Origin of the sequence: Dyadobacter endophyticus, assembly GCF_014641595.1 — a bacterium.
GTDB classification, from domain to species: domain Bacteria; phylum Bacteroidota; class Bacteroidia; order Cytophagales; family Spirosomataceae; genus Dyadobacter; species Dyadobacter endophyticus.
In genome coordinates this window covers 1,360,375-1,377,390 of the sequence record NZ_BMIA01000002.1, presented here as the reverse complement: position 1 = coordinate 1,377,390, position 17,016 = coordinate 1,360,375, and the positions used below count along the sequence as shown (strand labels likewise).

The following is a 17,016-nucleotide window of genomic DNA, read 5'->3' as shown; positions in this document are numbered from 1 at the left end:
GTTTTCAAAGGCATATTTGGATCGAAAGTTGGCGGCTCCTATTTTTGGGAGTAGCTCGGCATAATCCGACTTCCTATCCACATGGCATCTATATTTTCAAGAATCGTAGCGGGGGAGATCCCTTGTCACAAAATCGCCGAAACAAAAGATTTTCTCGCGTTTCTGGACGCATTCCCCATCGCCAAAGGGCATACGCTCGTGATCCCGAAGAAAGAGGTGGATTACCTGTTCGACCTTGACGACGAGTTGTATACAGGTCTGTTTGCATTTGCGAAAAGTATTGTTCCTGCACTGGAAAAGACGGTGCCTTGCCTGCGAATCGGGGTGAGTGTGATTGGCCTGGAAGTGCCTCATGCGCATGTGCATCTGCTCCCGCTCAACAGCATGGCCGATGCCGATTTCAGCAAGAAAATAAAAACGTCGCAAGAAGAACTCGCGACGCTGGCCGAAAAGATCAGAAGTAATTTGTAAGGCTCAGTAAAACGAAAAGTCTTTTCGTACACCGAGCATGAATCCGTAAGTTTTGCGGTACAAATCGCCGATATCCGCTGCGTAGGCACCTTTTACCGTTAGCCCGCCGAGTACGTCAAGCTTGGATTGCACGAGGAGCATACCGGAGAATTGCTTGGGAGAGCCTATGAACTTTTCAAGATACGCGCCGCTGTTTTCGGAAAAAGAGAATTTGCCCATCCACTGTATTTTCCGGAATAATGTACCTTCTAGGCCCAGATGGAGCATCATAACCCGGTTATTGCTTGTGAAATTATCGGCGTAATTGGGCCATTTCCATTTGGTCTGCGATGTAGGCGGAATGAATGGCGTGCCGATTGTCCTATCGTAATAGCCCCAGCCATCGCGGACTTGCTGGTTATTGAAATAATTGTCGTGCCCCCGTCTTTTTCCGTCGCCAATTACAAAATCATCCCCTCCCTGGTTTTTGGTATAGAGTAATTCGAGAACTGCTGCATTGACTTCGAAATTAGCTCCGTAAGAATTCTTACGTTTGATACGGGCACCATAAAGACCGTCACTAAGCCCTGTTAAGTAAAACAGCGAGCCGTCTTCATAAACAAACTGCCTGTAAAGGAAGATGCTACTCTCATAAGTTTCGATCTCCATCGCCAGATCAATCGAACCAAGGTGGTTTCCGATCCGGCTGGTGCTGTCGAAATACGTAATATCGTCACCACTACCACCGATCGACCCGATAACGGCATTAACATAGTTTTTAAAGCCGCTTGGCATTTGTAATCTTTCGCCGGTAAGCCCCAGATTTTTCTTGAGTTTTCCACCCCATTGAACCTGGTGATTAAAGCCTCCGTAGAGTTTCAGCATCGAATTGGCTTTTCCAATCCGCATGTAAAATGCTTTTTGATGAAACTTTAAATTTTGGGTAATCGGCCTACTATTTTCAAACAATCCATCCGAATAAAACGCCTGGAAAGAAAGCCAGCCCTTTGTTAAAGGCACCGGTACGAACCGCGTTGTTCCCAAATAGATCTTGGGGATCGGTAATGCATTGCCGGACCATGCGTAGGAGCCGGAACCAATCGTGGAGTCGGCAAGACCAAGCGCTTGTTTTTTACGTCCCACATAGAACTCCCAGTTTTTGTAACGCAGTGTTACATGTGCCTGCGGAAGAAGAATATTTTTGGTCTGAACAAAATTGCCGGCTGCCTCCACACCTGCGCCTACGCGCCATTCGTTGCGGGTTTTGTTCTCGGATATGGTCCAATAACGTTCCAGCCCTGCCCGTGCGCTAAGGTTTGGGCCTGTCTTTGGGACGATACCGTATTGGTTGGACTGGATCCAGAATGGTGTATACCCGTTGGTACTGCCCATTCCCACGAATTCTACATAGTTAGTGGTAGAGTCTCTGTAGATTACAGGTTCCCTGGTCTCAGATTGGGAAAAGCCAAGGAAAGGTACTGCTAGTAATATGAATAAAAGAAATCTCATAGGTGTGCCCTCACGCGTTGTTCATAGTGTGCATAGTAGCCAACAAAAATAAGTATAACTTTTCTATTATCATATTGAACATATACGTCGGTTGGTTGCAGCATGGATTAGTCCAGGAAGCCGGTTTTACGCAATCCGACTGCTAATCCGTAAGAGTTGGGATACAATTTGCCAATATCCGATGATAATGCGGAATAAGCACTGCATCCTTTCAAGATATTTAAGTTTTTTTCAACACCCAGCCACAATGATATTTGCTGCCTAACATCGTCAAATGGCGTAAGGAACGAGCCTGAATTCCGCGTGTAAGTGCCGCGGAACGACAGTTTTAAATTCAGCCAGGTGGCGGTGACACCTGTATGAAACGCCCAGAAGCGATTATTATTGGTGAATTCCGAATTATTGCGGGGCAAGTTGCTGTCCGTCGTAGCCGATGCGGGGGCCAGTGGCGTGCCGATACCCGATCCGTAGTAAGACCAGCCACGCTGATAGACGTAGCTGTTGAAATAGTTAGCTCTTTCAAACAATGCAAGCTCGGAGATTGGATAACGGTTGATCTGGTTATGTGTACCGATCACTTCCAGCAAAAACGAGTGAAATGCAAAATAGGAAGATCCCTTCGGCAGTGGTTTGGTGCGTTTGACACTCAATCCGTTCAGCCCGTCTTCAAAATTGGTAACCCTAAAAAGAGAGCCGGTTTCGTAGATATTCTGGCGGTAAAAGAAGAAATTCCAGTCTCTTCCATGCCATTCACCCCCAATGTCGAATGTCCCAAAATGGTTACCGATCTTTTTGTAGTCCAGCGTTTTGCCGGAAATCATATACCAATAGGCTTTCAGCATGTCAAGCCGGTATAGCGGTATGGTTTCGTTTTCGCCGCCCCAGATGGCCTGGTGATTAGCACCGAGATGTACGCGGTATCGGTGCGATCTGTTGCCTAGCCGTAAATAGAGCTGCTTCTGGTGCAAATAGGTATCGGGAACACGCGGTACGCTACCGTAATTGATTGTGCTGGCCCCGAGGTAGCCGTCGGAATAGCTGAATTTGACCGAGACGAAATTATTTGTGAAGTAAAGCGGCAAATACTCGGGGATGGAGATTTGTATCCGTGGGTATGGCCGCGCATTGCCCGCCATGGCCAGCGAACCCGAGGACAGCGTTGTATCGGTGAGCCCTGCGGTCATTCTTTTCTGTCCGGCGAGGATTTCTACTTTCCCGATTTTTACCGCGGCATACAAGTCAGAAAGGAACACATTCGCCGATCTGCCGTAGCTGGCAATTCCCTGAACACCGGCGCTCCATTGAAATGTGCGGGGGTTATGGGGGTTGTATACTTTATATATCCCCGCATCGACAATACCAAAATTACCGTTCAACGGAATGCTACCGTTTTGGTTGGCGTGTTGCCAAAAAGGAGTCTGGGCGGTTGCTCCGGCGGCCATTACCGACGCCTTATAATATAATGTTGAGTCTTGGGCGTGTGTGGAAAGCGCGAGACAAGTAATGCAGGAGGTCAGTAACGCTCGGATTTTAGAGAAAGGGTGCGACATTTATGCAAGAGAAATAGGACATCCGTCGGGTCGGTGACAATTATCAAAGTTATCGGATAAAACCGGATTTTCGCCATCCAAGCATCAGGGCTGCACTATTAGGGTATAATTTACCGACGTCGGCAGCCAGGCTTAGTGTCAAATGGTCTTTATTTTGAGCGGACATCGACCTTTCGGCGCGGAGAATGAAAGATGTTTGTTGTAGGGTTTCGCTAAAAGGTTTTCTATATGTTCCAAAATTGACAGAGTGGGTTCCTTTGAATGAAAAGTTGAGCTTTTGCCATGATACTTCGGCGCCCAAATGGTATGCGATAATCCGGTTGTTAATGGTAAACTGCGAGGATGACGTCCTTAATTCTTCCCGGACAGTGGTTTGCGGTGCAATCAGAGGGCTGCCCAACGATCTTCCTTTATACGACCAGCCCTGATTATATACGTAATGGTTGAAATAATCATCCATTCCAAAGGTTGCAGTTCTATAATCGAAAATTGCCCCTCCCTGATTTTTAGTGTAAATGAATTCGAATAAAACTGTATTTACACTGACACCGGAGATAGTGCCCGGGCGTGATCTCTTTTTGAACCTCAATCCACTCAATCCATCCGCGACATTTGAAAGGTTGCTAAGCGAGCCGTCTTCGTAGATGCTCTGCCGGTAGAGAAATATATCCCATTTCGATCCTCTCCATTCGGCAGCCACGTCGATAGTACCGAAATGATTGCCTACTCTGCTGGACCGCCAGGATTTACCAAATATCACGTACTCGTACGCTTTGGATCGTTTCAGGCCGCCGGTGAAAATCTTATCTTCTCCACCCCATATCGTCTGATGATTGAAACCCGCATAGAGGTTTAATTTTCCGCGCCGTTTGCCGAGCCTGAAGTACAAAGACTTGTGGTGCATGTAGATGTCGTCCACCTGGAATACGTTTCCGTAGTGAACCCTGGCCGGCCCGAGAAGCCCATCCGAATAGCTGAATTTAAAATAAAGGAAGTCGATTCCGGGAAGAATATTGACAAAATTGGGGGTACTCAACTGGATTTTGGGGTAGGGTCGATAGTTTTGCGAAAGTGCGAAAGACCCACTCGTCAGACTGCTATCGGCTAATCCTGTCATTTCTTTTCGTTGTCCGATGCTCAACTCCACAGGACCTGCTTTTCCGGCCAGAAAAAGGTCGGTCATGAATACATCGGAACGCTTTCCTGCTATGCCGACGACCTCGGCCCCGGCCGCCCATTGAAAGAATCTTGGATTATTGATGTTGTAGACCCTATGGAAACTGGCTCTCCCCGTGAGGAAAGAGCCAGCGGTTGGGATTGCCCCATATTGATTGTTGGCAAGCCAAAAAGGTGTCTGAGACGTAGATGCAGTTCCTAATACAGTAGCCGAATAGAAGAATGTAGAGTCCTGAGCATAAGTTTTAAGAATGCATGCTATGCAGGTCAATAGCACAAAAAAGTATTTCCTCATCCAGGCTCCATACATATGAGGTGGTGCGGTATTTACCTGCCTCTTTTTCCAAATATTACAACTGCTGTCAGGAGAATGATCTTAAGTTCTAAGAACAACGTCCAATTCTTGATGTAATAGAGGTCATACATCAATTTATGCCGCGCGTCATATACACCTGCGCCATACGAGTACATTACCTGTGCGTAACCGGTGATTCCGGGCTTGACATTATGTCTGAAATTATAGTAAGGTATCGTTTCGTCGAAGGTTTCGGTAAAAACGAGTCGTTCAGGTCTGGGGCCGATGAGTGACAGGTCCCTTCTGAAAATATTGATGATTTGCGGGAGTTCGTCAATGCGGGTCATTCTCATAAAAGATCCGTACGGGAAAATCCGCGAATCTTTCTTCTTGGAGAATGCGGCACCGTTTTGCTCCGCATCCAGGCCCATTGACCGGAATTTAATGCAATGGAATAACTTGTTGTCCATTCCCACACGCTCCTGGTAGAAGAAAACCGGGCCTGGTGATTGCAATTTAATACGGAAAAAGCTTAGGATCCAGAGAGGAAGCGTACAGAGGAAAAGTACAATAGAGATAGTTACATCTATGATTTTCTTGGGGTATCTCACTCTTCTTCCGAAAGTGGGGACTGAAAGGAGATTAGGGTTGATTTCCGTTATATCGTCGGGAATGTAGACTTTTTTTAGAAATCTCTCGCAGAAATCATACACGGTGGTGATCCTGATCGATTTGTTTTTCCGAACGACAAGCTCATATATTACTCTATTACGCTTGTCGTAAACGGGGTTGGTAACTAGGTGAACCTTTTCGAATTTGTCGAGTAGTGGCCTTACAGTGTGGTTCAGGAGATAATCGTCATCGTCGGAATGCGGTATCAGGATGATTTCCTTGTACCTTTTTAATAGTAGCGCTAGATCATATTTCTGTAAAAAATAGTCATAGCTCGTTACTATCAAAACCTCCTCGGAAGTAGATGTTTTACTAAGAAGGCGATGAACAAACCTCCGATTAGAGACGTAGGTGTTTTTCATATGTGTGCGCAAATGTTGGGAAAATTATACAAATAGTGTGCTCGAAAGTCACAAGTTTAAATATAAACTTTGAATAATCAAAACTTTAAATTCCCGATAAGTTTGCCGCATCCAGGGTTTCCAATGAGATGCGTAGTTACATTTTCAGCGATGATAAGTAACTAGGTATTAGCTGATAGCCAGGGTAGAGGTTCGAAGTTTTAAAAAGACGCCGCACCCCTTGTTTCTACTTGGCGGGTATCAACCTTGTTTGAAATAACTTTTGTACCAGCTGGCGAAAAGCTCTACACCCTGGGCTATGTCCGTTTGCGGCTTGTAGCCCGTCGCTTCTTCAAGCTGCGTAGTATCGGCCCAGGTCGATACGATATCGCCGGGTACGATCGGATGCATTTCCTTAACAGCCTCTTTCCCAAGGGATCGTTCCAGACATTGGATGAAATAGAACAGTTCCACGGGCTTTCCATTTCCGATATTGAAAATCTGATAGTATTCCGGAAGCACTGCATCTATCACTGACGTAATGCCCGCTGCGATGTCGTCTATATACGTAAAGTCGCGTTTCATGAGGCCGTTGTTGAAAACCTTGATCGGTTTCCCGTTCAGGATTGCGTCGGCGAAGAGGAAAGGGGCCATATCGGGCCTTCCCCAGGGACCATACACGGTAAAAAAACGCAATCCCACCGTGGTGAATTTATAAAGATGGCTATATGCATGAGCCATCAATTCGTTACTCTTTTTCGAGGCCGCGTAGATGTTGATCGGGCTGTCGACCTTTTGCGCGGTAGAAAACGGCTGCTCCTCATTAAGCCCGTAAACGCTTGAGCTGCTAGCGAAGATCAGTTTCTGAGGCGGAAATTGCCGGCAACATTCCAGGATATTAAAAAAGCCTTCGACGTTAGATTTCAAGTATGATCTCGGGTTCTCGATGCTGTACCGGATGCCGGCCTGTGCTGCCAGATTAATGACGTAGTCAAATCGATGCGCTTCGAACAAGCGAAGTAACGCGTCCATATCTAGGAGGTCGAGGCGCTGGAATGTGAAATTTCCTGATTTACTGTAATATATATTGTCCCAATTAGCTGTCAGCGTTATACCTTCGATTCCGCATTCTTCCAGGCGGTCAATCTTAAGCGCGGTTGAATAGTAATCGTTGATATTGTCGATCCCAAATACCTGATGCCCTTCTGCAGTCAATTTTTTTACAATATAAAAGCCTATAAAGCCGGCAGCACCTGTCACTAATATTTTCATTGGGCGTATAGTTTTACAATCTCACTAAATATCTTGTTTTCAGAGAATTCGGCTATCGCAAGTTCGCGGCTTATCGCGCCCATTTCGGGCCAGCGTTGCTCGTTTGCCAGCATATTTTCGACGGCTGCCCGGATAGCTTCTACGGACCGGGGCTCGATCAGCAGCCCATTTTGGTTGGAAACGATCGTGAGCTTGCAGCCCGGCACACTGGTCGTAATAATAGGCAATCCGCTGGCAAGTGCCTCTAAAATGCTCCTCGGAATCCCTTCACGATAGTAGCTGGGCAGGATGAACACGTCAGCCTGGCACAGATGTTCCTGGATACGGTCCTGACGGCCCAGAAAACGTATAGTGGTGCTGGATTTGTATTTTTCGACGTATTCGGGCGTAACACCTCGGGGGTTTTTGGTATCGGGCTCGCCGATGATTCTGAGCTCAACCTGGGCCCGAAGGTTAGCCGGCAGCGACTCGAATGCCTCCACCATTTCCCGAATGCCTTTTTCCCAGATCAATCTCGTTGTGCATAGAAAGACTTTCTTCCCGGACACAGGGCGCTTTTGCTCCCTTAGCGGCGAGAATTTCAGGATGTCCACGCCACTGCCTTTCACGACCCTGATCTTCTTCCTGAATAGCTTTTTGAACAGGAAATCGTTATAGTCATCGGGATTTTGGATAATGACCAGATCCGCACGTAGAAATTGGAGAAAGAATAAAACCTGCTGTATCCATTTTAAGATCCTGAATTTCAGGCCAGGGTTCGCAAATGCAATGCCTAATCCGGCAATGTGCAGCACGGTTTTCCTGGTCGTCAGAAGGTTTGCGCAGAAGTTCATCAGGTTAGGGATGAACTTGAAAGAATGCACGATGTCTGCATTGCAGGTGCGCGCATAGCGACGTATTTCAAATACCGCCTTCAGGAGATGAATGGGATTGGTATTGTCTCTTTCGATACTCGAGTTTGTGATTTCAAACCCCTCTTTGCGAATCAAATCGGTGTATTTGTCATTCGGTAGTATGACAAATACCTTATAGCCCTGGTCTCTGAGGAAATGTGCAAAAGGTAGCCGGGCCTTATAGAAATCTTCTCCGTCGTGGGCAAGAAGAAGTAGATTCTTATTGCTCATCTTAAAGGTAAGGCTGGTGGAAAAAAGCTGTTACTTTCTTGAAACAGGTAAGCTTTTGAGAAAAGCCTGAGGAATTCGCCTCTGTCGGATAAACGATAGTCATGAAATTAAACCTAGTGTGTTGGTTTCCGCAGCGAAAATACGCCATTAGAATCTGATTTCAACACAATTCATCCAGAAATGTCACGATTACAACGAAAAGGCCGTCCCGGTTTACCGGACGGCCTTTTCGTTGTTGTTAACGGATCGCCTAAAGTATTACGGTTCGACGGACCATGTTCCGACCATCGATTTGATATGCCATGAATTGTCACTTTCTTTTTTAAGCACAATTCTGCTGCCTACCGTGCTGCTGTAGATATACTTGAAGTTTACCGGAGAAATAGGCAGTATGTTATCGGTCGAAGCGGGAAGGATCCGTACTTGATAAGGTGAACGCACCTCGACAATGACTTCCGGAAAGTTAGGATTTACTTTCTCGAGTTTCAGAAATCGTACAGCTTTTGAGCTTTGATTGTGGTAAAGATAGCCGTAGTACACAAATCCGGCATACCTCGTGTAATCACCAAAGTCGGTAGATAAATAACCTAGTTTATCGGAAATGGCAACTTCGGCGTTGTGAACGATCATATAACGGCTGGTTGGTGCCGATGTTGCAAGAACAGGATCTGTAAGTGTACAGTTATAGATTCTCGCGCCGGCGCCGTTCAAGTCCCGGTAACAGAACGAAGACGTGATCTTTTGAGTTGGATTCGCATCTTGAATGGTCGGATTGAGTATATGAATGTTTCCGATATTGGCATCACCGGGATCTCCCACCGCTTTGTATACGAAAAAGGCGGCGCCGAAATTCGGAGATGTGCTTCCAGACCTGTTGGGGTTGATTGCAATAGGGTTGATGATCTGCACCATCGGCCCCCTCGCGCTCCAGTTACGTGAGCAATATGCATTCCATCTGCTGTTTTCCCACACTGGGTTCTTTACAATCACCGTTCCGGCCAATGCCGCGGTGGCGCTGTTGTTGGAGAAGCCGTAATGGCTGCCATAGTCGTAGTGGTTTTCCACAACAATATCGATTTTTCGATCCGTACCCGAAAGCGGGGCAGGCGCGATGAGCAAACCAATTCCCTGGTTTTCTCTTGTGGTTGTATTGATTATTCGAATGTTTTCAAGAAACTGATTGGCAAAATTAGGTTCTAAGTTGATTCCGGCCTGCGGAGCTTCCCCGTTCGATCTACTGAATATGCCGTTTTGGACCAGGATATTTTTGCCTGAAATAATGGTAAGCCCCTGTCGACGGTTATTATCCGCTTTTACATTCAGCAGGTTAATGTTGTCGCTAAATGCCTTGTTGCTGGTAGCACTGACGTAGAAGCCGTCGCCACCGCCGTCGTTTGCCGAAATTCCATCAATGGTGACGTTGGAGGAGCCTTGAATTGCAAATATGTGCCTGTTTGCACCGGAAGTATAAGTTTCGCGGTGATCCTTAAAAACTACGTCTTTGCCTTTTAGCGACACGTTGATAATCCCGATCAAATAAACCATAGGGTCGTTGGCACCAAGTGTTCCCATTCCCTCGACGACCACATTATCCCCGAATGTGATGTTTTTATTGGGCATAATTTTAATCGCTCTGATCCGGTAAGACGAAGCCGAAGCCGGGAAGTAAAGATTGGGGTATTTGGTATTGTTGAGTAACGATTGCCAAAGCGCCGTCTGATCAGTGACACCGTCGGCAATAATGCCGAACCAGTTTACATTGACAATCCCGTCGTAAACTCTTTCATACCTTCTGCCCCCTGGGGCGATCAACGTCACAGCTCCGTCGTCTACGGCTGTCGATGTCGCTATGTATCGGAACATGCCTTGTTTGAGATTGTCGGTAATGAAGACGACCGATGTCGTATCCGCAGCGCCCGCGCGCAGTTGTGCGATGCTTAGGTAGCGGACATACGACGGCGTCGTATCCAGGTTGATCCGGGCGGTCGATGGGGCTGCCCCTTCGTCCACATTAAAAGCCAACCTGCCTACTTCTACGAAAGTGCTCTGATTCGTGGCATTTCTATGTCCTCTCAGGAGTTGGAACGCTCCTTTCTGATCGGGAGTCACAAATCTGCCGCGAACGGAATAGGTGATCGACTGTTTGCTGGATGTGAGCTCATCGCCGATCAGGTCGGAAAAAGTGCCTCCTGTCTGCTGGAAACCGGCCGGTGCAATAAGCTTCAATCTAAACGAATTGGAATTCTCGAAAACGAACGCAGTGTTCGCGGGAATGCTTAGCAGCCGCGCCGTTATCGTAATCTCAAACTCTTCATTTATACCGACCTGGCCGGCATCCGTCTTTATTTCGAACCGAATAGGATCAATTTTGGGTGCTTCTGCGGCTGACACGACGAGCGGGATGCAGATCAGCGTCGTGATCAATGAATACAATAATCGTTTCATAAATGGTAAAATTGTAGTATAGTATCAATTATAAAGTCGAAATAATTTTATAAATCTACTTACATATTTGAAATGTTGTGACAAATGTAGAAAATATTTTGTGACAGAAACTTGTGCCACTATTCGAACTGCTTAGCAGTAAATGTAATTTGTAAAGTAGATTAAATTAGTTTTGCTTGTCATATTTGTTGTTACAAGCGGTTTCTGAGGGCAGAAGTCGGTGATTGTCTAAGTTTTAAGAAGGAATTTGGCCAATTTTAGCCGAGGATTTGCGTCTATCTGGAATGCCGCTCAACTGAGGAATTAGCTCCAATAGTTTTTTGTTTTGTAGAACAAATTGCTATAATATGTAGAATTATTGTACCTATATTTCAATAGGTGACTTGCGAAAAGAGATAGTCGCACATGCCCGTATACCGGGAAGAAGCTTCCGGTTTAGCAATCGAGGACAGAAGTAAGATGGATTTCGATAATGGGGTAGGGACGTCTTTTCTCTAATCTCCTGATATGGGCGGATTATCGTTTATACGAAAGAAGTTCCGTATATAAGTCGACGTGATTTCTTGCCATTTGCATTAGGCTATTCCGGGAGGCATGGGCGAGCCCAGTGGCGATAAGCGCCGAATGCTGTGCCTCATTCAATGCGGATACTAGCGCGATTTTTTCTGACAGTACCTTCGCCTCACCAGCGGGAAAAAGCATTTCGGCTGTGGGGACAACGTCGTTAATGCCGGGAACGTCCGATCCCAGGAAAGGCTTTCCGGCCGCGAGCGCTTCAAGCGCGACGCCCGACATCCCCTCGTAGGCAGATGACAAAATGTTGATATCAACTGATTTCATCAAACGCGGGATATCGTTTCGAAAGCCGAGGAAGAAAACATTGTTATGCAGGTGGTTTTCGTCTGCATACCTTTCGGTTGCGGCCCTGTCCGGACCGTCGCCTGCTATGAACAGGTAAAAATGTGACGGAAGAAATTTCAGTGCGTCAATCAGGGTCCTGTGATCCTTGGGGTATTGGATTCGGGCCGTCATCATCAGCGTTATGGCGTTCGGGGGAAGGTCGAACTCCTTAGTCCAGAACGACTTGTGGTAGGTTTCGGCATTTTGGAAAGAGTCGATATCGACCCCATTGCGAATCACCGTGATTTGTTCTGCAGGACAAACACGCCCTTCGAGAAAGCTTTTTACTTTCGGAGTGATGGCAACGATCCGGTTGAAATGGGAATACATCCATTTTTCGATCGGACGAAGATATGCCCTCCCTGCACGCTTGTTCTGTGTGTTGTGCTCGGTGAAAACCAGCGCAGGTTTGTAGCCGATAAATTTAGAAGCAATAGCAGTCCAGTACAGCGATGGGAACAAATGCGCGTGAACAACGTCAAAACGACGATTTCGCAGAAAGCGGATCAGGCTTGCAATGTGTTTAGGGGAGTATACACTACCCGTTCCCAGGCTGAGGCATTCGATACCCTGATCGGTCAGGGCTTTTAAGTAAGAGGGCTCGGCCTGCGCATCGGATAATTGCAGGACAGCGACTTCGTGCCCGAGCGATTTGTAAACGGGTAAGATGTTAACAAGCAATTTTTCGGCCCCACCCCGGCCGAGGTAATTGATGATGTGGAGGACTTTCAATGGAATATCAGTTGAACGAATTGCCTTTGATGGTTACTTTTGCCTGGTTCTTGACATCAATATACGCTTTTTGATCCTTCTCGTTATTACTTCTTGCATTGGCGCTTACAGCCTGTTTTGCCGAAGCCTCAGGAACAATCGTCATTTTATTGTTAATGATTTGCAACCCATCCAGCATGAAGCTTGGTTTATAAATGGTTACGAAAGCAAACTTTGCCCGGGGAATCTTATAAGTAAGGAGCTCTCCGTTATAGGCCATGGTGTTGTTCCTGATGATGATCGGGCCAAAATGGTTTTTCAACGTATCGGATTGAGCACAATCTTCGGACAACTGCACAGCAACAGAACTTTGCGAAAACTTGTTTTTCTCGATCAAATGCCCACCCCAGTCGCATTCAACGTGGATGTTTCGGGAATAACCGCCTATTACATTATTCCTGATTATGGCGTTTTCAGTGTTATGTTCAAGAACGACGCCACAACGGCCCATATACTTCGAATCCGAGAGGTTGTTCATGATTACATTGTTTTCGACAACCGGCTTATGGGCAGAAATAAATTCTACTCCGTCGCCTGCATCATCTTTCCTACTGAATCCCCAAACATTCAGGATTTTGCAATTTCTTACTATCGGTGATTCTGCCCTGTGTCTTCTGTCGTATTTGCGGTTGAAGTAGTTCCCGATCATGATCCCCCTGCCATAGAAATTGCGAATAGTCACGTTTTCAACCTTCATCGTGCGGACATTCAACCCGGACAGCGCGTGGCTGTATATGAGTGTCGGTTTCCCGAAAAATGGATGGCTCGGAGAGTAGGGGATGTTGTTCCCAACCAGCTCAATATTCGAAATGGTAATGGTTAGTTCAGGTTTGGCCGCATTTCCGTGAAATTGAAAGAAACCGTGCGGGACCCTTGTCGAATCTGCATCCTTAAGAACGGGCAATTTACCCTTTGCATTCTTCACGCCGGTCACGACGATATCAAGCGAGCCCGTCTTCTTCTCCAGTGTAACCTGGGTAAGAACCGGGTAGATGCCGTATTTGATCTTTATTGTGCCCTTACCTGCTTTCGCAATCTCGTTAACGGCTTTTTGGAGGACTGGACCGTAATCCTTAACCGTATCCGAAAAAGTAATCATTTTCACCAGATTTTGCCCATAGGAGACGGGTGCTTGTGTTAGGAAAATGAAACTAATTATAAAACGCACCCAGTTGATTGCTTTCATACGTGTAAGTGTCTTTTAGAAATCTGCTTCCTTTATCAATAACGTTAATAACCGCCGATGCACAAAATTTGATCCAGCGCCATCAGATAGCCCAATTTGGCCCAACTTGAATAATGGGAGTTGTTTCCTCAGCGATTCGGGGCAATATTTCTCAGTTTCAACCAGAAACTTGCTGCTTAAAATCATTTGCAATGAATTCGGTGCCATACATCTGCTTGAATTTGTCAAGATTTGCGGACTGCTCATCATATTTGGATATCACCTCCGTATCCCGTTTTCCGATGCGCGAAAGAATTTCGGCCATTTCGCCGAGATCGGCACACAAAAAGCCGATATTTCCGACTTGATTTGTGAGATACTCGAAAAACGGATGCCTGAGTGCTATAATCGGCTTAGTAAAATCTATCACGTCCATAACCGACCCACTGGCTCTGAAAATGTACTGCTCAGGCCCATAAAAGAAAACAGCATAATCGATTTTACGAACTTCTTCAACAAAAGTCTGGCGAGATATGTACCCACCTTTCTTCCCGTTTGTGAAATCGGAAACAAGCGTATTGCGATAGGGCGCGGCGTCTTCATCGATTGACCCGATCGATACAAACCTGAGTTGGCCGGCGGCTATTGGTCCGGAGAGGAGCTGGGCCAACGAATAAACCTGATGTGCGTTTTTCCGGATGCTCAATCCTCCCACCTGAGCTATCGTTACGGGTAAGGGTGCCTGGCTGATTTTTGTCGGAATTGTTTTCGAATACGGATAGGGGTGATCGATCTCGATAATTTCGTGAGGTTTCAGATGCTGGTCGAGTACCAGTTTGCTCTTCGATATTTTGTTCAGCAGAATATATCTGAAATTCGGAGCCGGCGTACGGACGATCCGCTTATAGAGATAAGCCATTTCCCTTTCCCAAGCATTATCTGTAAAATAGATGAATTCGATCTCGCCGTGTACAACGACCATCGCCTCGACACGTGTGTAAATTCTTTTAAGTGCTTTGATCAGCAGAATTGAGGTAGGGTGGGCCTTCAATACAATAATTTTGTCGGACCCTGTTTTTTTGGCTCTAGAAAATATTCGCCAGAAAAGAAGGCCGTCGGAAATTAAATTGCTGATAACTTTAAAAGCCTTTCGGAGTTTCCCGCTTACAGGTTTTTTTTCTTCGATAGGATACAACCGTAATCGTTCCTTTTCCTCTGTGCTCAGGTATTTCGCTACCTGAATCTGATGCGGACCTCCTGCGTAAAAAGCTATCGGCGAAACAGGATAGGCGCTCATTAAAACCTGAATCATCGACGCATTGAATACAACGTGCGTATGTTCAGCAGAGTTAGTATCTACAACGTGAATCATCATCAATAAACAAAACGATAGGTGTCTTCTGAGAAAATCCAGATGTATGGCACCAACAGGTCCATCGCATTCACCAGAATCGATAACATTTTAAAAAGCGAATAAGCAATAATTAAAATGAGCCAGATCGACTTACTTTTAACATTTACGTAGATAATACAAAGCAGAAGTATTTCATAGAAATAGAAATAGGTGGCGGCCCTCTGAAGTGTTATAAAATCTACCACAATGAAAAACAGGATGTTTCCAAATGTGTAAAGATTTAAAAACCCTTTGTATAAATCCTTTCTTATTGTGACCCGCTCCTGAAAGTAAAAGAAAACGGGGAGCAGAATTGCTCGCTTGGCAATAGCGGCCGTCAGGCGTTGTGTTTTGCTTAGCTCATATTGGGGGTCAACCTCGTTTCCGATCTCGAGATAATTCAGGGCCTTTTGGCTGATCCTGTCAAGTCCAATCCCAGCCGGTGTAATGTTGGCGATCAATTCGAGTAGACTTTCGGATATCCCCGAGGCTCCAATGGCCACAGCGACAATAAGGATGATGGATTTGGACCGTACACTCCATTCGGCATTAAATATGAAATATGACACCAGAAATATGTACGATGTAACGTGAATCTGGGCCGCAAGTATTACGAAAAAGACAAATAGCCAAGGTTTTCGTTCTATGATAAAGTGACTGCTTAGAACGCACAGGCTGACTGCAAGCGTTTGTCTTACAGCGGTGATGTCGGCGAGGGCAGTTCCCCAATACAAGATCACGGCCAAGAATATGGCTCCCGCATATTTGTAGAAGAATGTCGTTTTTATGCCTATCGCAATAGTGGAAAGGACGATAAGGTAAAAAGTAAAGCTTGAAGAGAAAATGCGCAGGAACTGAACGAATTTCACGTAGCCGGGCTCCATGGCGATTAGAAAGAAGGGGTCGTCGGTAGTAAACTTCGTGAAGAAGCTGTGATACGGGCGCCAGTCATTACCAGTATTCCAACGTAACCCACCCATGACGATAAATGAGAGCGTCAGGAATATGTACATTGCTTTCTTTGTCTGCTCCGGAACTGTCACCATTTCGAGCAGAGCAAATAATATAAGAATGCAAAATACGGTATAGTAAAGCATCTAACGTTCTGTAATATTGTGGGTTCAGCCTTTTATTTTATTTAAAATCCCTTTGATTTTCTCCTTCCTATCGATCCCTATTAATTTGATTATTTTTCCGTAGAACGTTATCCGGGCGGCAGATTTAAACCATGCAAATGAGGGTATTGATTTATAAACCCCGTTGTTAATTTGGGCTCTTCTGATTTCACGGAGAAGTAATGTGTTGCTCGCTGTTGCGCTAACTCCCTCCGTTCTCATCTTTGCAATCGTGAATGGGAGATACGCTGCGTCGTGTTCTTTGAGGTAGCTAAGCAGGAGGTCGTAATCACCAGCGATTTTAAAAGTAGTATCAAAAAGACGGGTTGCAAATAGTGATTTTGAATGAAATGTCCCTTGATGAGAAATATTCATCCTGATATTGATACAATAATGCTTTAACGTCGACCATTCTGCGCCAAGAATCTGGTCGGGGCCTTGTGAATATAGCCGTCGGACATTTCCATAAGCGACGAGGCTTTTGGTTGCGGCCAGCAAGGGAGCCGCTTTTTCCAATACATTCGGTTCAAATAGGAAATCGTCCGCATTGATGAATAATAGCCAGTCGCCTGTGGATGCACGAACCCCTTTATTCATAGCATCATAGATCCCTTTGTCGCTTTCGCTGATCCAGTACGTGATTTGCGATTCATAGCGGCGGATAATGTTGAGTGTATTGTCGGTCGATTTACCGTCAATTATGATATATTCAAAATTGTCGTAAGTTTGATTTACGATACTTTGAATGGTTTCCTCAATGTGTTGTTCACCGTTTCGAACGACAGTTATTACTGATATCTTCGGATGTTTTCGATCCATTAGAATAAATCGGGTTATA

At 45.7% G+C, this 17,016-nt stretch carries 13 protein-coding genes; 1 reads left to right on the top strand and 12 read right to left on the bottom strand.

Translation table 11 applies throughout. The annotated features are described in order from the left end of the window. Nucleotides 1-81: 81 nt before the first annotated feature. A complete protein-coding gene (locus IEY24_RS17825; protein WP_188934490.1) occupies nt 82-471 on the top strand; it encodes an HIT family protein in 390 nt (129 codons plus the stop codon). 3 nt (nt 472-474) lie between these two features. On the opposite strand, the gene IEY24_RS17820 is transcribed toward IEY24_RS17825, so the two are convergent. The 12 genes from IEY24_RS17820 to IEY24_RS17765 form a co-directional block, all read right to left on the bottom strand. Beyond that, nucleotides 475-1,842 carry a capsule assembly Wzi family protein gene (locus IEY24_RS17820; protein WP_188935249.1) on the bottom strand — a complete coding sequence of 456 codons (1,368 nt, stop codon included), beginning with the start codon at nt 1,840-1,842 and terminating at the stop codon, nt 475-477. A 224-nt stretch (nt 1,843-2,066) separates the two neighbouring features. Beyond that, a complete protein-coding gene (locus tag IEY24_RS17815) occupies nt 2,067-3,509 on the bottom strand; it encodes a capsule assembly Wzi family protein (RefSeq protein ID WP_188934488.1) in 1,443 nt (480 codons plus the stop codon). Between the two features lie 49 nt (nt 3,510-3,558). Continuing rightward, entirely contained in the window at nt 3,559-4,980 is a 1,422-nt protein-coding gene (locus IEY24_RS17810) for a capsule assembly Wzi family protein (RefSeq protein WP_188934486.1), read from the bottom strand. A 32-nt stretch (nt 4,981-5,012) separates the two neighbouring features. Beyond that, a complete protein-coding gene (locus IEY24_RS17805; RefSeq protein ID WP_188934484.1) occupies nt 5,013-6,014 on the bottom strand; it encodes a sugar transferase in 1,002 nt (333 codons plus the stop codon). Nucleotides 6,015-6,254: 240 nt separating this feature from the next. After that, nucleotides 6,255-7,265, bottom strand: coding sequence for an NAD-dependent epimerase/dehydratase family protein (locus tag IEY24_RS17800; RefSeq protein WP_188934482.1), 1,011 nt, complete (start codon nt 7,263-7,265; stop codon nt 6,255-6,257). Continuing rightward, complete coding sequence (locus IEY24_RS17795) at nt 7,262-8,389, bottom strand: glycosyltransferase family 4 protein (RefSeq protein WP_188934480.1); 1,128 nt, start codon at nt 8,387-8,389, stop codon at nt 7,262-7,264. The genes IEY24_RS17800 and IEY24_RS17795 overlap by 4 nt, the downstream gene beginning before the upstream one ends. A 258-nt stretch (nt 8,390-8,647) precedes the next feature. After that, entirely contained in the window at nt 8,648-10,834 is a 2,187-nt protein-coding gene (locus IEY24_RS17790) for a hypothetical protein (RefSeq protein WP_188934477.1), read from the bottom strand. 516 nt (nt 10,835-11,350) lie between these two features. Then, nucleotides 11,351-12,466 carry a glycosyltransferase gene (locus tag IEY24_RS17785; RefSeq protein ID WP_188934475.1) on the bottom strand — a complete coding sequence of 372 codons (1,116 nt, stop codon included), beginning with the start codon at nt 12,464-12,466 and terminating at the stop codon, nt 11,351-11,353. A gap of 7 nt (nt 12,467-12,473) precedes the next feature. Then, on the bottom strand, nt 12,474-13,604 hold the full coding sequence (locus IEY24_RS17780) for a right-handed parallel beta-helix repeat-containing protein (protein WP_188934473.1): 1,131 nt from the start codon (nt 13,602-13,604) through the stop codon (nt 12,474-12,476). A gap of 244 nt (nt 13,605-13,848) precedes the next feature. Next, nucleotides 13,849-15,045, bottom strand: coding sequence for a hypothetical protein (locus IEY24_RS17775; protein WP_188934471.1), 1,197 nt, complete (start codon nt 15,043-15,045; stop codon nt 13,849-13,851). Beyond that, the gene (locus IEY24_RS17770; RefSeq protein ID WP_229222556.1) at nt 15,045-16,076 is read right to left on the bottom strand and encodes an EpsG family protein; all 1,032 of its coding nucleotides are present in this window, start codon (nt 16,074-16,076) and stop codon (nt 15,045-15,047) included. Before IEY24_RS17770 ends, IEY24_RS17775 begins: the two co-directional genes overlap by 1 nt. A gap of 108 nt (nt 16,077-16,184) precedes the next feature. After that, entirely contained in the window at nt 16,185-16,997 is an 813-nt protein-coding gene (locus IEY24_RS17765; RefSeq protein WP_188934466.1) for a glycosyltransferase family 2 protein, read from the bottom strand. Nucleotides 16,998-17,016 lie beyond the last annotated feature (19 nt).